14 protein-coding genes are annotated in these 13,983 nt (G+C 41.7%); 4 read left to right on the plus strand and 10 right to left on the minus strand.

Annotation, left to right across the window (positions count from 1 at the left end; genetic code table 11):
- Positions 1 to 189: 189 nt before the first annotated feature.
- The 3 genes from fsa to AM592_RS15115 form a co-directional block, all read right to left on the minus strand.
- Positions 190 to 837 carry a fructose-6-phosphate aldolase gene (gene fsa / locus AM592_RS15105; protein ID WP_053604568.1) on the minus strand — a complete coding sequence of 216 codons (648 nt, stop codon included), beginning with the start codon at positions 835 to 837 and terminating at the stop codon, positions 190 to 192.
- 111 nt (positions 838 to 948) lie between these two features.
- Positions 949 to 1,806, minus strand: a complete 858-nt coding sequence (locus tag AM592_RS15110) for a class II fructose-bisphosphate aldolase (protein ID WP_053604569.1) — start codon at positions 1,804 to 1,806, stop codon at positions 949 to 951.
- Positions 1,807 to 1,974: 168 nt separating this feature from the next.
- The gene (locus tag AM592_RS15115) at positions 1,975 to 2,358 is read right to left on the minus strand and encodes a response regulator (RefSeq protein WP_098945249.1); all 384 of its coding nucleotides are present in this window, start codon (positions 2,356 to 2,358) and stop codon (positions 1,975 to 1,977) included.
- Between the two features lie 178 nt (positions 2,359 to 2,536).
- Here AM592_RS15115 and AM592_RS15120 point away from each other — a divergent pair, with 178 nt between their 5' ends.
- Together AM592_RS15120 and AM592_RS15125 are read left to right on the plus strand one after the other, a co-directional pair.
- The gene (locus tag AM592_RS15120; RefSeq protein ID WP_053604571.1) at positions 2,537 to 3,052 is read left to right on the plus strand and encodes a DUF2529 domain-containing protein; all 516 of its coding nucleotides are present in this window, start codon (positions 2,537 to 2,539) and stop codon (positions 3,050 to 3,052) included.
- A 138-nt stretch (positions 3,053 to 3,190) separates the two neighbouring features.
- The gene (locus tag AM592_RS15125; RefSeq protein ID WP_053604572.1) at positions 3,191 to 3,736 is read left to right on the plus strand and encodes a hypothetical protein; all 546 of its coding nucleotides are present in this window, start codon (positions 3,191 to 3,193) and stop codon (positions 3,734 to 3,736) included.
- A gap of 184 nt (positions 3,737 to 3,920) precedes the next feature.
- Here the strand turns inward: AM592_RS15125 and AM592_RS15130 are convergent, their stop codons facing one another.
- The 3 genes from AM592_RS15130 to AM592_RS15140 form a co-directional block, all read right to left on the minus strand.
- The gene (locus AM592_RS15130; protein ID WP_053604573.1) at positions 3,921 to 5,528 is read right to left on the minus strand and encodes a CTP synthase; all 1,608 of its coding nucleotides are present in this window, start codon (positions 5,526 to 5,528) and stop codon (positions 3,921 to 3,923) included.
- Between the two features lie 239 nt (positions 5,529 to 5,767).
- Positions 5,768 to 6,316 (minus strand): DNA-directed RNA polymerase subunit delta, encoded by a 549-nt coding sequence (gene rpoE / locus AM592_RS15135; RefSeq protein WP_053604574.1) that lies wholly within the window; start codon positions 6,314 to 6,316, stop codon positions 5,768 to 5,770.
- Positions 6,317 to 6,654: 338 nt separating this feature from the next.
- On the minus strand, positions 6,655 to 8,757 hold the full coding sequence (locus AM592_RS15140; RefSeq protein WP_053604575.1) for a heterodisulfide reductase-related iron-sulfur binding cluster: 2,103 nt from the start codon (positions 8,755 to 8,757) through the stop codon (positions 6,655 to 6,657).
- A 160-nt stretch (positions 8,758 to 8,917) separates the two neighbouring features.
- Here AM592_RS15140 and AM592_RS15145 point away from each other — a divergent pair, with 160 nt between their 5' ends.
- Complete coding sequence (locus tag AM592_RS15145; RefSeq protein WP_053604576.1) at positions 8,918 to 9,190, plus strand: hypothetical protein; 273 nt, start codon at positions 8,918 to 8,920, stop codon at positions 9,188 to 9,190.
- Between the two features lie 26 nt (positions 9,191 to 9,216).
- On the opposite strand, the gene AM592_RS15150 is transcribed toward AM592_RS15145, so the two are convergent.
- From AM592_RS15150 to AM592_RS15165, 4 genes are all read right to left on the minus strand, one after another.
- Positions 9,217 to 9,681, minus strand: a complete 465-nt coding sequence (locus AM592_RS15150) for a GNAT family N-acetyltransferase (protein WP_225970240.1) — start codon at positions 9,679 to 9,681, stop codon at positions 9,217 to 9,219.
- A gap of 106 nt (positions 9,682 to 9,787) precedes the next feature.
- Positions 9,788 to 11,464 carry an arginine--tRNA ligase gene (gene argS / locus AM592_RS15155; RefSeq protein WP_053604577.1) on the minus strand — a complete coding sequence of 559 codons (1,677 nt, stop codon included), beginning with the start codon at positions 11,462 to 11,464 and terminating at the stop codon, positions 9,788 to 9,790.
- Positions 11,461 to 11,874 carry a YwiB family protein gene (locus AM592_RS15160; RefSeq protein WP_053604578.1) on the minus strand — a complete coding sequence of 138 codons (414 nt, stop codon included), beginning with the start codon at positions 11,872 to 11,874 and terminating at the stop codon, positions 11,461 to 11,463. Before AM592_RS15160 ends, argS begins: the two co-directional genes overlap by 4 nt.
- 74 nt (positions 11,875 to 11,948) lie before the next feature.
- Positions 11,949 to 12,302, minus strand: a complete 354-nt coding sequence (locus AM592_RS15165) for an NUDIX hydrolase (protein WP_053604579.1) — start codon at positions 12,300 to 12,302, stop codon at positions 11,949 to 11,951.
- Between the two features lie 114 nt (positions 12,303 to 12,416).
- Here AM592_RS15165 and AM592_RS15170 point away from each other — a divergent pair, with 114 nt between their 5' ends.
- Positions 12,417 to 13,667 carry a M20/M25/M40 family metallo-hydrolase gene (locus tag AM592_RS15170; protein WP_053604580.1) on the plus strand — a complete coding sequence of 417 codons (1,251 nt, stop codon included), beginning with the start codon at positions 12,417 to 12,419 and terminating at the stop codon, positions 13,665 to 13,667.
- Positions 13,668 to 13,983: the final 316 nt, after the last annotated feature.

Below are 13,983 nucleotides of genomic sequence, written 5' to 3' on the forward strand. Positions count from 1 at the left end.
GAAGAATTAGCGGCGGAGAAAAATGTGCCTTTCAAAAATCTATCCAATTCAACAGGAAAGAATACAATTTTTCCGAAGATTATTGAAGAATTTACGAAGCTTTATGAGGTTCACTAGAAACACAGTAGTTTCCAGCATCCTATAGGAAGATCTGACAAGCGGGGATTCTCCCGCTTGTCTTCTTTCAACCTACGAAGAAAGCTCTTTGTTCCAATCCGCTAAAAATTGCTCAATCCCTTTATCTGTAAGAGGATGCTTCGTTAAGCTTTTAATAACTTTTAATCCCATGGTTCCAATATGAGCGCCTCTTAAAGCGGCCTCTGTAACATGAAGAGGATGGCGAATGGATGCAGCAATAATTTGCGTATCGAGTTTATGAATTTCAAATATTTGGGCTATTTCAGAAATCAATTCAAGCCCGTCATGGCCAATATCATCTAGACGTCCAAGGAATGGAGAAACATAGGTCGCTCCTGCCCTTGCAGCCAAAAGCGCTTGATTGGCGTTAAAGATTAAAGTCACATTTGTTTTGATCCCAAGATCGGTTAAAGCCTTAACAGCTTTCAGGCCATCAGGTGTCATCGGAATTTTCACTGTGATATTCGGAGCAATTTTCACAAGTTCCTTTCCTTCTTCAATCATTTCGTTTGCATCGAGAGAAATGACTTCAGCACTTACTGAACCTGACACAATATCTGTTATTTCGCGCAGACGGTCGTGGAATGATACGTTTTCTTTTGCTACCAAACTAGGATTAGTGGTTACACCGGCAAGAATACCTAACTCATGGGCTTCTTTAATATCTTCAATATTTGCGGTATCAATAAAAAATAACATACTACATCCTCCTTTTATGTTTGCGCTTTCTAACAAATTGCGATAAAACCGCCTGATGTATTCAGGCGGTTTTATTGGCCAGCAGCCTGTTAAAGGCACTAGCCAATACCATTAAGCCTGCTGAGAAGAACCAAATTCACGCATTTTACCGATAACCGTTTCTTTAATAGCTTCGCGAGCCGGTCCAAGGTATTTACGTGGATCATATTCATTAGGTTTTTCTGCCAACACAGCACGAACTGCTTTAGCAGAAGAAATTTGGTTTTCTGTATTCACATTAATTTTTGCAGTACCGTAAGAAATTGCTTTTTTGATATCTGCAGTTGGAATTCCAGTTCCTCCGTGAAGTACTAGAGGAAGTCCAGTTGAAGCACCAATCTCTTCCATTTCTTTGAATCCAAGATTTGGCTCTCCCTTGTACGGGCCATGCACAGAGCCAAGCGCTGGAGCCAAAGTATCGATTCCAGTACGTTCAACTAATTCCTGGCATTCTTTTGCATCGGCATAAATTACGCCTTCCGCAATAACATCATCTTCTTGTCCGCCAACTGTGCCCAGTTCAGCTTCTACAGATACACCGTGGAAGTGGGCAAGCTCAACAACCTTAGAAGTGATCGCAATATTCTCTTCAAACGGATGGTGAGATGCATCAATCATAACAGACGTAAAGCCTGCATGGATCGCTTTTGCACAAGATTCAAAGCTTGAACCGTGGTCAAGGTGAATAGCTACAGGCACTGTGATGTTGTAGTCTTCCATAAGCCCTTTAACGATAGAAACAACCGTTTTAAATCCTCCCATGTATCTTCCGGCGCCCTCTGATACACCAAGGATTACTGGTGATTTTTCAGCTTCTGCAGCTTGAAGAATCGCCTGTGTAAACTCTAGGTTATTCAAGTTGAATTGACCAACTGCATAACCTTTTTCTTTTGCTTGATTCAACATTTCCGTCATAGATACTAAAGGCATGTCGAAAATCCTCCTTATGTAGCCTAGTTTCCTTTTAGAAAAAAGCTATTTATCCTAGCATGACTTAAAAAAAGTCATATGTAAACTAATTAGATAGCGTGCATGGCTTTTCTCCATCTATAGGATACCAATTTTTAATCCATTCGGCAACATTGAGAGAAGATATCCTCAATAGGAACCATTAGATTTCAGCGGGAGGTATGTTTTTACTGCATCTCTTATCTCATCAATGTCGAACGGTTTCGCAAAATGGGTCAAAGCTCCGAGGTCTTTTGATTCCTGTATCATATCCAATTCCCCGTAGGCTGTCATGATGATCACTCGAATATCTTCATCAATCACCTTCATACGTTTCAAAATTTCGATTCCATCCATTCCAGGAATTTTCATATCAAGCAGCACAAGGTCGGGACGATGGTTTTTTACTACATCAAGTGCTTGCATTCCATTGGCCGCCTGAAAAGTTTCATAGCCTTCTTTATGAAAAACTTCATTTAATAAAATTCTAATCCCATATTGGTCGTCAACGATTAAAATTTTTTCCTTCATTATATTTTACACCCCAATTTCATAATTTTACACTTTATTCGTTATTTAAACTATTCTGTTCCATCTTCTTATTTCCTTTAATTATAATCGGCAACTTTCCGACAATTTCTGCTGATATTTTTCTATATGGCAAGGTGAGATATAATGAAATCATATTATTATGCAAAGGGGACAGCAAGACATGCTGAAAATTTTTACGACCCAGCTTTCTGGACTATTTAAAAGAATTCACGACCAAGAAGAAGAAGCAATAGAAGACGGAGCCAGAATGCTTGCCCAATCAGCTATCAGCGGACATACCGTTTATATATACGGAAAAAATGAATTCTCAGGGATCGCCAAGGAAGCGATTTATGGCAGGGAAACCCTTCCCTATGTCAAAGAGTTCCCGGAAGAAATCGGAGAAATAACACCGCAGGACAAAGTGCTAATGTTTCTCCAAGGAACGACAGAACAAGACGAACTAGACCTCGTCCGCAGTCTCCATGAACAAGAAACAGGCATCATCGCAGTGTCAACAGAAGGCAGAGAAGCATTTGAAAATTACTGCGACGTGTGGATTGACACAAAGCTGAAAAAACCGCTTGTACCTGACGATACCGGCGAAAGAATCGGATATCCGTCGTTAATGGCGGGACTTTATGTATATCATGCATTGGCGCTGACGTTAAAAGAAATTTTAGATGAGTATGAATGAGGATTACTGAGCTGACAATTTGTGCGAGCAGCTGCAGATCCAGGCGATTATAAGCGGGTAGATTTTATAAGGAACTTGCGTTTTTTGAAAGAGCCCAAGTAAAAAAAGTATAATAACTAATCATTTTAAGGTGATACGATGGATAGTATAACGAAATCTTATTTTGAAAATCTAGAAGCAAAGGACAAAAGCCTACAATTGGAAGCCTTTCAGAATATTATGGATGCCACAAAAGGAAAAGTAGACTGGGCCTATGAAGTTTGGGATCAATTAATAGAATGGCTGACCGATCCCGATAATCACAGGAGATCGAGGGCCGCACAGTTTCTTGCTGGTTTAGCAATCAGTGATCCGGATAAACGGATGCTTTGCGATTTTCCAGCGTTATGGGAAGTGACCAAGGATCCGAAATTTGTCACCGCCCGGCATAGTTTACAATCGATTTGGAAGGTTGGTTTAGCTGGGCCAGAACAAAAAGAAATGGTACTCAATCATATTATTGAACGCTTCAAAAATGGAATGAACGAAAAACATTATACCTTGATTCGATACGATATGATTGAAGGTTTAAAAAAATTATACGATGAAATCAATGATGAGCATATTAAGGAAATAGCAATGACATTGATTGAATCGGAGGAAGATAGCAAATACCGAAAGAAATATTTGTCCGCCTGGAAGTAAGAAAAAACGAAATCCTTTCATTATTACGATTTCGGTTCATCATTTTAATGAACGGTTAAATTTTCTTAATTTATTTTAAATCTATGCAATTATCCATTCCCATGCGAATCGATCTGGTGAACTCCATGGTTTGTAAGACAGAAAAAAAAGTGACTCACGGCATTTGCCCGAGTCACTTTTTTTATTATTGTTCTTCTGACGCTTTAATTGATGCCGCTATGAAATCTCTAAACAAGGCTTGTGCCCTTGTCGGTCTTGATGTGAATTCCGGATGGAACTGGGATGCGACGAACCAAGGGTGGTCTTCAAGCTCGATGATTTCGACAAGGCGTCCATCTGGACTAGTACCTGAGAAAATAAACCCGTTATCTTCCATGGTTTGTCTGAATTCATTGTTGAATTCATAGCGATGGCGGTGGCGTTCATAAATCACTTCGTCTTGATACGCTTCGAATGCTTTTGTTCCTTCTTTCAGCTTACAAGGATAAATTCCGAGGCGAAGAGTGCCGCCTAAATCTTCAATATCCTTTTGTTCAGGAAGAAGGTCTATCACTGGATACGGAGTCAGCGGATCAATTTCAGCTGAATGTGCCCCTTCCAGATTCAACACATTTCTTGCGTATTCAATAGACGCAACCTGCATACCGAGACAGATTCCAAAGAAAGGCACTTTTCGTTCACGTGCAAATTTCACCGCGTGGATTTTCCCTTCAATTCCGCGGTCACCAAATCCTCCTGGTACAAGAATACCGTCCGCTCCTTGAAGGTGCTCCCCGACATTCTCTGCTGTTAATTTCTCAGCATTGACCCATTTGATTTCAACATCGGAATCAAACACATAGCCTGCATGACGAAGAGACTCCACTACTGAAATATATGCATCCTGCAATTCAACATATTTTCCAACCAGTGCGATGGAAACTGTCTTCGAAAGATTGCTTACTTTTTCCACAAGCTGCTTCCATTCTGTCATATCAGCCGCATTGCAATTTAAATTCATTTGTTCGCAAACCAACATGTCGAGACCTTGCTTTTGAAGATCAAGCGGGATGGAATAAAGAGTTTCAGCATCCTCTAATTCAATGACAGCTTTTGGATCAATGTCACAGAATAGCGCGATTTTGTCTTTCATTTCCTGTGAAATTGCCATTTCTGTTCTTACAACTATGACATTCGGCTGAATGCCGAGGCTTCTTAATTCCTTTACACTGTGCTGTGTCGGCTTAGTTTTCATTTCGCCCGCTGCTTTAATATATGGAACTAATGTACAGTGGATATACATGACATTCTCTCGTCCGATATCGCTTTTCATTTGGCGAATCGCTTCAAGGAATGGAAGAGATTCAATATCCCCTACAGTACCGCCAATTTCTGTAATAACTACATCCGCATTCGTTTCTTTGCCTGAACGGTAAACACGTTCTTTAATTTCATTGGTAATATGAGGGATTACCTGCACTGTGCCGCCAAGGTAATCTCCCCTTCGTTCTTTTTTCAATACGGTAGAATAAATTTTCCCAGTCGTTACATTGCTGAATTTATTTAAGTTAATATCAATAAATCGCTCATAATGACCTAAGTCAAGATCGGTCTCAGCACCATCATCTGTAACAAAAACCTCTCCGTGTTGATATGGACTCATTGTGCCCGGGTCCACATTGATATAAGGGTCAAATTTTTGGATGGTAACATTCAGCCCTCTGTTTTTTAGCAGCCTTCCAAGTGAGGCAGCTGTAATCCCTTTTCCCAGCGAGGAAACAACACCGCCAGTTACGAAAATATATTTTGTCATTAAATAGTGCTCCTTCCTTGTCATCAAAGTGAAACTTTGGATTCGCGGCGGCTTCATAACCCCACGATTATAATGTAAAAACGATACTGGTTTTTAAAGGGAGTGTTCCCTTAACCTTAGAAAAATAGAAAGCTCCCTTTCATTTTTTTGAAAGGGAGCATATTATACGTTCAGTTCGTCTTCTTTTTTGAAGTGCCCAAAATACATACTACCTAGTTCGACTTTGAAAGTCAAGACTGTTATTTTCCGTCTAAATCTTCGTCGTCATCTCCGTCTTCTTCATCGTCTTCGAGAAAATCTTCATCGTCTTCGTCGAAGTCTTCATCTTCAAGAAGATCATCATCTAAATCTTCATCTTCATCAAAATCGTCGTCATCATCGTCGTCATCTACGGCATCAACAGGGACATCGTCTAAATCAATGTCATCCTCATCAACTTCCTCAAATTCGTCGAGGTCCAAATCTTCTTCAATGACTTTTTTGGCTTTCTTCTTTTTAGCTTTCACTGTAGGCTGAGTTTCCTCATCAAGCTGATCATAAGGATACCAGCTTCTAAGTCCCCACGTGTTGTCAGACAAGGCTAAAAATCTTCCATCGATATTTAAGTCTGTATAGAACTGAGCTACTCGGTCAGCTAATTCTTCCTCTCTAACGCCTGTTAAAGAAGCAATCTCATTAAGCAAATCCTTAAACGGAATTGCTTTTTTTTGGTCTGAGAAAATTTCAAAAGCAACTTCCACTAAAGACATTTCCTTAAGCTGCTCCTGTGAGTATTGATTTAAACTCAATTCAGACACTCCCTTTCTATTACATGTATGTATCTATCTTTTTACTATTGTTGATAAGGCGAACCTTGAATTCGCGCTCTTGTACCTACAATAAACCATACCACTCATTATAAACAAATCCATACAGTTTATGCCACCATTATTCATGTTAATTTTCTTTCTTTTTTTCGCTAAAAAATCACCACGTATTCACGGGGTGATTTTCCCACAGAATAGACCACCGCACTTCCAAAGGCTGGAGTGACAACTTTCACCGCAATCTAAAGTCAATGTTTTCGAAAGACCTTCTCTGTTTTTATAAGCGATCCAGCGATCTTTGACCCCTATTATCATAGTCTTCAACCCGTAGAGCCAAAGACAGACCGTTCCAGTAGCTCGGCAACGTCATAGGTTCCGACTTGGCTTTCTGCTTCTTTGGCTTTCGTACCGTCTCCCATCATCGTAAGGCAGTACGGGCATCCCGTGCTGATGACAGATGGGTTCGTTTTTAACGCTTGCTCGGTTCTTGCGACGTTCATTCTAGTTCCCGATTCCTCTTCCATCCACATGAGGCCGCCACCGGCTCCGCAGCACATTCCGTTTTCACGGTGTCTTTCCATTTCGACCAGCTCAATTCCAGGGATCGATGCGAGTATCGCTCTAGGCGGATCATAAACGTTATTATACCGGCCGAGGTAGCATGAATCATGGAAGGTGACCCTTTCTTCTACCTGAAATTCCGGCTTCAGCCTTTTTTCTTTTAATAGCTGGGCGAGAAGATCGGTGTGGTGATAGACCTCTCCCTTAAAACCAAAGTCGGGATATTCGTTTTTAAATAGATTGTAGGCATGGGGATCAATCGTTACGATTTTTTGTATATCATTTTCCGCAAATTCCTGGATGTTTTTTTCGGCAAGTTCTTGGAACAGAAACTCATTGCCGAGGCGGCGGGGAGTATCTCCTGAGTTCTTTTCTTTATTGCCTAAGATAGCAAACGAGACACCTGCCTCATGGATCAGCCGGGTAAATGACAATGCGATTTTTTGGCTTCGATTATCATAAGAACCCATCGAGCCGACCCAAAATAAATAGTCAAATGATTTTTCATCTTTTCTCAGTTCTTTGACTGTTGGAATGTAAACCTCACTCGCCTCACGCCATCGTTCTCGTTCTTTTCTGTTTAGCCCCCACGGATTTCCTTGCCTCTCGATACTTGTCATCGCCCTTTGGGCATCTGCATCCATTTTTCCTTCTGTTAGAACGAGGTAGCGGCGCAAGTCAATGATTTTATCTACATGCTCATTCATCACAGGACATTGATCCTCGCAGTTTCTGCATGTCGTGCATGCCCAGATTTCCTCTTCCTTTATGACGCCGCCAATGAGGCTTGGATGGTCATCTCCCGCCGCTGCTGCTTCTTGAGTTCCGCTGCTTCCTCCTGCCATAGCAAGCTGATTTCCTTTAGTATGCTTAAATGCATATGCAGGAACCCAAGGAAGCTGGGAAGTCACGGCCGCCCCCGTATTCGTTAAATGATCCCGCAATTTCAAAATCAGATCCATCGGTGACAGCATTTTTCCTGTACCAGTCGCAGGACACATATTTGTGCATCTCCCGCATTCCACACAAGCATAAAGGTCAATCAACTGAGATTGGCGAAAATCCTCTATTTTTCCGACGCCAAAGCTTTCGCTGGTTTCATCCTCAAAATCAATTTTCTCAAGCTTTCCCGGATTTGAAAGGCGCTGTATAAAAACATTGACGGGTCCTGCGATTAAATGGGCATGCTTTGATTGGGGTACATAGACAAGAAAAGTGAGCAAAATAAGCAAATGCCCCCACCAAGACAGATAAAAAATGATGGCTGCCCCCGTTTTCCCGATTCCTGCAGCTCCAAATGCAAGCGCAAAAAGAGAAGCAATCGGTTCATTCCATGTCAATCCGTGTCCATGCCAAATGGCATTCATCCCGTTGCCAAGCAAAACCGTAAACATTAAACCGGCAATAAATAAAAGTACGAGTCCAGGTTTAAGACCTCTTTTCAAGCGGACAAGCTTCTCTACATATCTTCTGTGAAACGCCCAGGCAACAGCAGCGAGAATTAAAAACGCTACCACCTCTTGAAAAAAAGTGAAACCTGGATATAAGCTTCCCAGAGGAAGAGTACTACCCGGAATAAGGCCTTTTACAATAAAATCGATAGCCCCAAATTGAACGAGAATAAAACCGTAAAAAAATACGACATGGATCAGCCCGCTTTTTTTATCCTTCAAAAGTTTTTTCTGGCCAAAAACTTGAATCCAAATATTTTTCATCCGTTCCTTAAAATGCTGGTCAAATGCTTCCTTTTTGCCAAGTTGAATGTATGCAATCCTTGTTCGAATGACGTAGACGAACAAATAAATTGAGTAAGCGGTTACAATAAGGAACGCAATTGCATTGACCCAGTTCCAAACATTCATAGCCCCATCCCCCTTTTTTGCGGATCAAGGTTTTTAACGCTTAGCTTTATCATAATTAATGAATGGTCATTCAGTCAATGACTTTTCTTGCACGTTAATGTTTATCCGCTTGAAAATAAGGGTATAGGGGAATAAATATATAAGGAGAGAGGGGCTACATATGTCAAACATTAAATCTTTTAAAATTACAGCGAAGAAAATGACCCTAAGAAATATGATAGAACTTTATCACTCCTGTCAAAACGTAAGCCATCAAATCTATATTTACTCAAAAAAGTCAATGGGGAAAATAAAAGATATAATAGATTTCGAAACGTACAGAATGATAAATCCGGATTCAGAGTACGTCATCGTGATTGAAGGAAAAGAAGCTAAACATATCGTTAATCGATTTGAGAAACTTTGGAGTAATAACGCCCTATTAAAAGGCTGAGACTTGTAACTCAGCCTTTTTCTTGTTTACAGTGCCTTTTCGACAATCTTCATATCCATGGGCCTCATTAGGAAATCTTCAGAATTCTCTAAAGAAGAAAAACCATATTTTTCGTAAAGACCGTGCGCATCCTTCGTTGCCAGCATAAAGCGGCATCCTTCAAGCTCTGGATGGCTGACAATCTTTTGAATCAGTTTTTTCCCCAGTGAGTGTCCCCGGTATTCGGGCAGAACAAACACATCCGCCAGCCAGCTGAATTTGACAAAATCAGTGACAACTCTGGCAAACCCTGCTTGATTCCCTGTTGACGCTTCATAAATCCCGTAGCATAACGGTGAATTCAAGATGAGTTTCACTACAGCTTCTCTCTTAATATCTTTTGCCCAATAAGATTCCTCACTTAAAAATGTATGAATCAATTCAATATTCAGCTTTTGTTTATCTGTTGAGATCAGAAAACCGTTGCCAAGATCGCGTTCTATTCTCTGCACCTATGTTCCTCCTTTCGCTTTCTTTTAGTTTAGCAGGGTGCATGGGCAGTTTCCATCTTCTACAAGAAAATCTCCTTGCTGCTTGTAACAGCAAGGAGATTTTTTATTAAGAGTACATTTTTTCCGGCGCTGATACACCGATCAGCTCCAATGCATTTTTCAATGTAATACGCGTCGCCTTCATTAGGGCAAGACGGGCCCGGCTCTTTTCTTCATTTTCAGGATCGAGCACTTTTTCTGCGTTATAGAAGCTGTGCAGTACTGACGCCAGCTCATAAATATAGTTTGTTACGCGATGAGGAATTCTTTTTTCAGCAGCATCTGCCACGATTTCAGGAAAGCTTCCAATCGTCTTTAACAGATCGTATTCTTTTTCTGAATGAATTTCCTTCAGATCTAAAGTGCCTTCTGTTTGAATCCCGAGGCTTTCACCCTGCCTTATCATGCTGCAAATTCTGGCATGAGCGTATTGCGCATAGTATACAGGGTTTTCGTTGGATTTTGACACGGCAAGGTCCAAATCAAAATCCATATGTGTATCAGCGCTCCGCATAGCGAAGAAGTACCGGACAGCGTCAAGGCCTACCTCTTCGATTAAATCACGCATCGTAACCGCTTTTCCGGTTCTTTTGCTCATTTTCATTTTTTCTCCGTTTTTATAGAGGTGGACGAGCTGGATGATTTCGACTTCAAGCGTCTCTTTCGGATAGCCCATTGCTTCGATTGCCGCGTTCATCCTCGGAATATATCCGTGGTGGTCAGCTCCCCACACATTGATTAGCTTGGTAAATCCCCGGTCTAATTTATCCTTATGGTAGGCGATGTCCGGCAAAAGATACGTGTAGGTGCCATCGTTTTTAATGAGCACCCGGTTCTTGTCATCACCGAAGTCAGTTGACCGAAACCACGTAGCTCCATCCTCGTCGTAAATAAAGCCCTTTTCCTTTAAGATTTCTAGTGCTTGGTCGATTTTTTTATTTTCATATAAAGAGGTTTCTGAATACCAAACATCGAACGGCACACGAAATTCTTCGAGATCGGATTTCAGTTTATCCATTTCGTATTTCAAGCCATATTCGCGGAAGAAGGACAAACGCCCAATCTCTTCCTCATGAATAAACCGGTCACCGTATTCGTCGGCTATTTTTTTTCCGATTTCGATAATATCTTCCCCGTGGTATCCGTCCTCCGGCATGTCTTTCTCAAGACCCAGCGCCTGAAAGTAACGGGCATCGACTGATAACGCCAAATTGTTGATTTGGTTTCCTGCGTCATTAATATAATATTCCCTGCTGACGTCATAGCCTGCTTTTTTAAGAGTATTGCAAAGAGAATCTCCGACTGCTGCACCTCTCGCATGGCCTAAATGAAGATCTCCCGTTGGATTGGCAGAGACGAACTCTACCTGAACCTTTTCGCCTTTGCCTACGTTTGATTCCCCGTAAGCTTCGCCAGCCTCCAGCACTGCAGGAATTAATTCTGTTAAATAATGATTATTCATGTGAAAATTAATAAAGCCCGGTCCTGCAATTTCAATTTTTTCAATCGATGCTTTTTCCTTGTCAAATGAAGACACGACTTCATCAGCGATTTGCCGCGGCGCTTTTTTCGCAATACGCGCAAGCTGCATCGCCATATTAGTTGAGTAGTCGCCGTGGCTTTTATCCTTCGGTGTTTCAAGAACAACCTCCGGGATTTCTGCTTCGTCTGCCAAGCCTGCATTAAGTACAGCGGCTTTTATTTCTTCTTTCAGCTGATTTTTTATTTTTTCAACAATACTCATCCCTGCTCCTCCTTATAAGCGATAGTCAATGTATGTAAATGTCTCTGATCGTGATCAACAAGCATGTCATAAACAAGTCGAATAGTACCGGAGCCAATTTCGATTTCTTTAGTTTCCACGCCCAGTTCAAGCTCTCCAAACGGCATTTTATAGAGTGTCCTCGTATGAACATCCGGCAAAAACCGCTGCTTCATCCGGATCGCGCCGGTCCTCATAATGAGCACTTCACCTGAGTGTGCTTTCACCGTTGTTTTCACTTTTCCTAAATCGTGTTCCTCATGATAAACGAGATAAATTTTATTATTTTTTAAATAATATTGACCTGTCGTCTGAAATTCAATCGTCTCCGTATCTTTTCCTTCGTTTACGACCGATTGAACATGAATGCTGACGGGTGTCTCCCGATTCATTGCGGCACTCCCTTTTCATGTTTGCTCTATGACTTGACTAGTATAATCATTCACGGGAAAAAGTTCAACCTGCCTTATGCAAACAAGCTTTGAATTCTCGCGGAAACTTCCCGCGGCCTTATATCTATGGAAGAAAGAGAATGAATATCGATCCACATCGGCTCATAAGTGCCTCTTTTCTTATTGGAAAATTCCTTTCCCTGCCCAGTGCCAAAATCACCTCCAATGATTTCAGCGAGAAAAAAATATTGCATACCATAAACTTCACTTTTGCCAGAAGGCCTTTCACAGTAATTTTTACGTTCAGCTGTTTCTCCGTTTTCGATTCCGCCTCCCGGAAAGACATAATAAGTTGAATCTTCTCTTTTTCGCTTGATTAAAGCGACTTGGTTGTTTTCTATTAAAACAGCAGACCCTCTGTCTCTCATGAATCTGTACACTTCCTCTACCGTTTATCATAAATAATTTTATCAGAACTTTCAGTTAAGTCGAAAAAAATATATACTTAATAGAAGCACTGTTACAGATAAGGAGAGTTAACTATGGTATTTATTTCTAACCACATTCGAGCGGTATTCGAAGATCTTTCGAATGATTTGAAAGTGAAAAAAGGCTTGGAATTTCTGAAAGCAGACAACGATCGGACGACTACTGATCAAATTGAACTGACCGAGATATCCGCCCCCACTTTTTACGAGGATGCCCGCGGCCAAAGGTATGCCGAAAAGCTTAAAGAGTTAGGGCTGCAACAAATTGAAACTGATGAGGCGGGGAATGTCTTCGGCCTCCGCTCAGGAACCGGAAATGGTCCAAAACTGGTAATTTGCGCTCACCTTGATACCGTTTTCCCTGCGGAGACAGATGTGAAAGCTGCTGTAAAAGACGGAAAGGTATATGCGCCGGGTATCAGTGATGACGGCAGGGGGCTGGCTGCTGTTTTAACCTTGACCAGGGCGCTTCAGAATGTGGAAATAGAAACAGAGGGCGACCTGCTGATCGGGGCTACCGTTGGCGAGGAAGGGCTTGGTGATTTGTATGGTGTAAAAGCTCTGTTTCAAAATCGCAACGACATCGACGGCTTTATTTCGATTGAGCCAGGTACTCCGGACAGAGTTGTTTATCAAGGTGTCGGCAGCCGAAGATACGAAGTGACGTTTACAGGACCCGGCGGACACAGCTTCGGCAGCTTTGGAACGGCAAGCGCCATTCATGCGTTAGGGCGGGCGATTCATCATATTTCTTCTATTCAGCTGCCAAAGGAACCGAAAACGACATTTAATGTCGGGGTCATAAATGGGGGAACCTCAGTCAACACGATTGCTCAAAACGCCTCGATGCTAGTAGACATTAGATCCGTTGCCCAAGAAGAATTAGCAAAGCTGGAACAAGTTATTTTAGGTTATATCCAGCAAGCAGCGGACGAAGAAAACGCCCATTGGACGCAAGATGCTATTTCTGTTCAATGCAAGCTAGTCGGCGACCGACCGGCCGGAACCCAGCCCGAAGACAGCTTGATCGTCCAAGCCTCACTTGCCTCTGCAGAAAGCTTGGGATATCAGCCGGAATTGGATCAGCCAAGCAGCACAGACAGCAACGTTCCGATCAACCTCGGTATTCCCGCAGTTACCCTGGGAGGCGGAGGAGATTCCGGAGGAGCCCATACCCTGGAGGAATATTTTGACCCAACGGATGCTTATGTCGGGCCGCAGACGATATTACTGGCTGTGTTAGCTCTGGCCGGTGTAAAAGGAGTTTGTGAGCCTTTGTTAAAAAAGAAAAATTTAAAAGTTTGATTGCTGTAAACCAGTTCTTTTGAATTTTCTTCAGGAATGGTAAGAGGCTTTTCGGTGGCTAGGGCGAAATGAGCAGTATGCTTGTATTTTTTGATATATTTTAGATTTTCAACGGGGGCTTGTGCAAACTTTTCTGTGTACTCGTGATTTAATAGGTTTGTGCGATCTTGAATGTGATCTTGAACCTGATTTTTGCGATTTTTAGGTGTTATTTGCGATCTTGTCCTGTTTATTTGCGATTTTGAGATTTTTTTGGCAATCTTGTCCCGTTATTTGTGATTTCGGGATTTTTTTGTGATCTTGTATAAGAAATACT

The organism is Bacillus gobiensis (assembly GCF_001278705.1).
GTDB lineage: Bacteria > Bacillota > Bacilli > Bacillales > Bacillaceae > Bacillus > Bacillus gobiensis.

Bases quoted from the DNA above. Each gene is read 5' to 3' on its own strand.
- fsa (WP_053604568.1), bottom strand. From the start codon at position 837: ATGTTATTTTTTATTGATACCGCAAATATTGAAGATATTAAAGAAGCC.
- AM592_RS15110 (WP_053604569.1), bottom strand. From the start codon at position 1,806: ATGCCTTTAGTATCTATGACGGAAATGTTGAATCAAGCAAAAGAAAAA.
- AM592_RS15120 (WP_053604571.1), top strand. From the start codon at position 2,537: ATGCTGAAAATTTTTACGACCCAGCTTTCTGGACTATTTAAAAGAATT.
- AM592_RS15125 (WP_053604572.1), top strand. From the start codon at position 3,191: ATGGATAGTATAACGAAATCTTATTTTGAAAATCTAGAAGCAAAGGAC.
- AM592_RS15130 (WP_053604573.1), bottom strand. From the start codon at position 5,528: ATGACAAAATATATTTTCGTAACTGGCGGTGTTGTTTCCTCGCTGGGA.
- AM592_RS15140 (WP_053604575.1), bottom strand. From the start codon at position 8,757: ATGAATGTTTGGAACTGGGTCAATGCAATTGCGTTCCTTATTGTAACC.
- AM592_RS15145 (WP_053604576.1), top strand. From the start codon at position 8,918: ATGTCAAACATTAAATCTTTTAAAATTACAGCGAAGAAAATGACCCTA.
- argS (WP_053604577.1), bottom strand. From the start codon at position 11,464: ATGAGTATTGTTGAAAAAATAAAAAATCAGCTGAAAGAAGAAATAAAA.
- AM592_RS15160 (WP_053604578.1), bottom strand. From the start codon at position 11,874: ATGAATCGGGAGACACCCGTCAGCATTCATGTTCAATCGGTCGTAAAC.
- AM592_RS15165 (WP_053604579.1), bottom strand. From the start codon at position 12,302: ATGAGAGACAGAGGGTCTGCTGTTTTAATAGAAAACAACCAAGTCGCT.
- AM592_RS15170 (WP_053604580.1), top strand. From the start codon at position 12,417: ATGGTATTTATTTCTAACCACATTCGAGCGGTATTCGAAGATCTTTCG.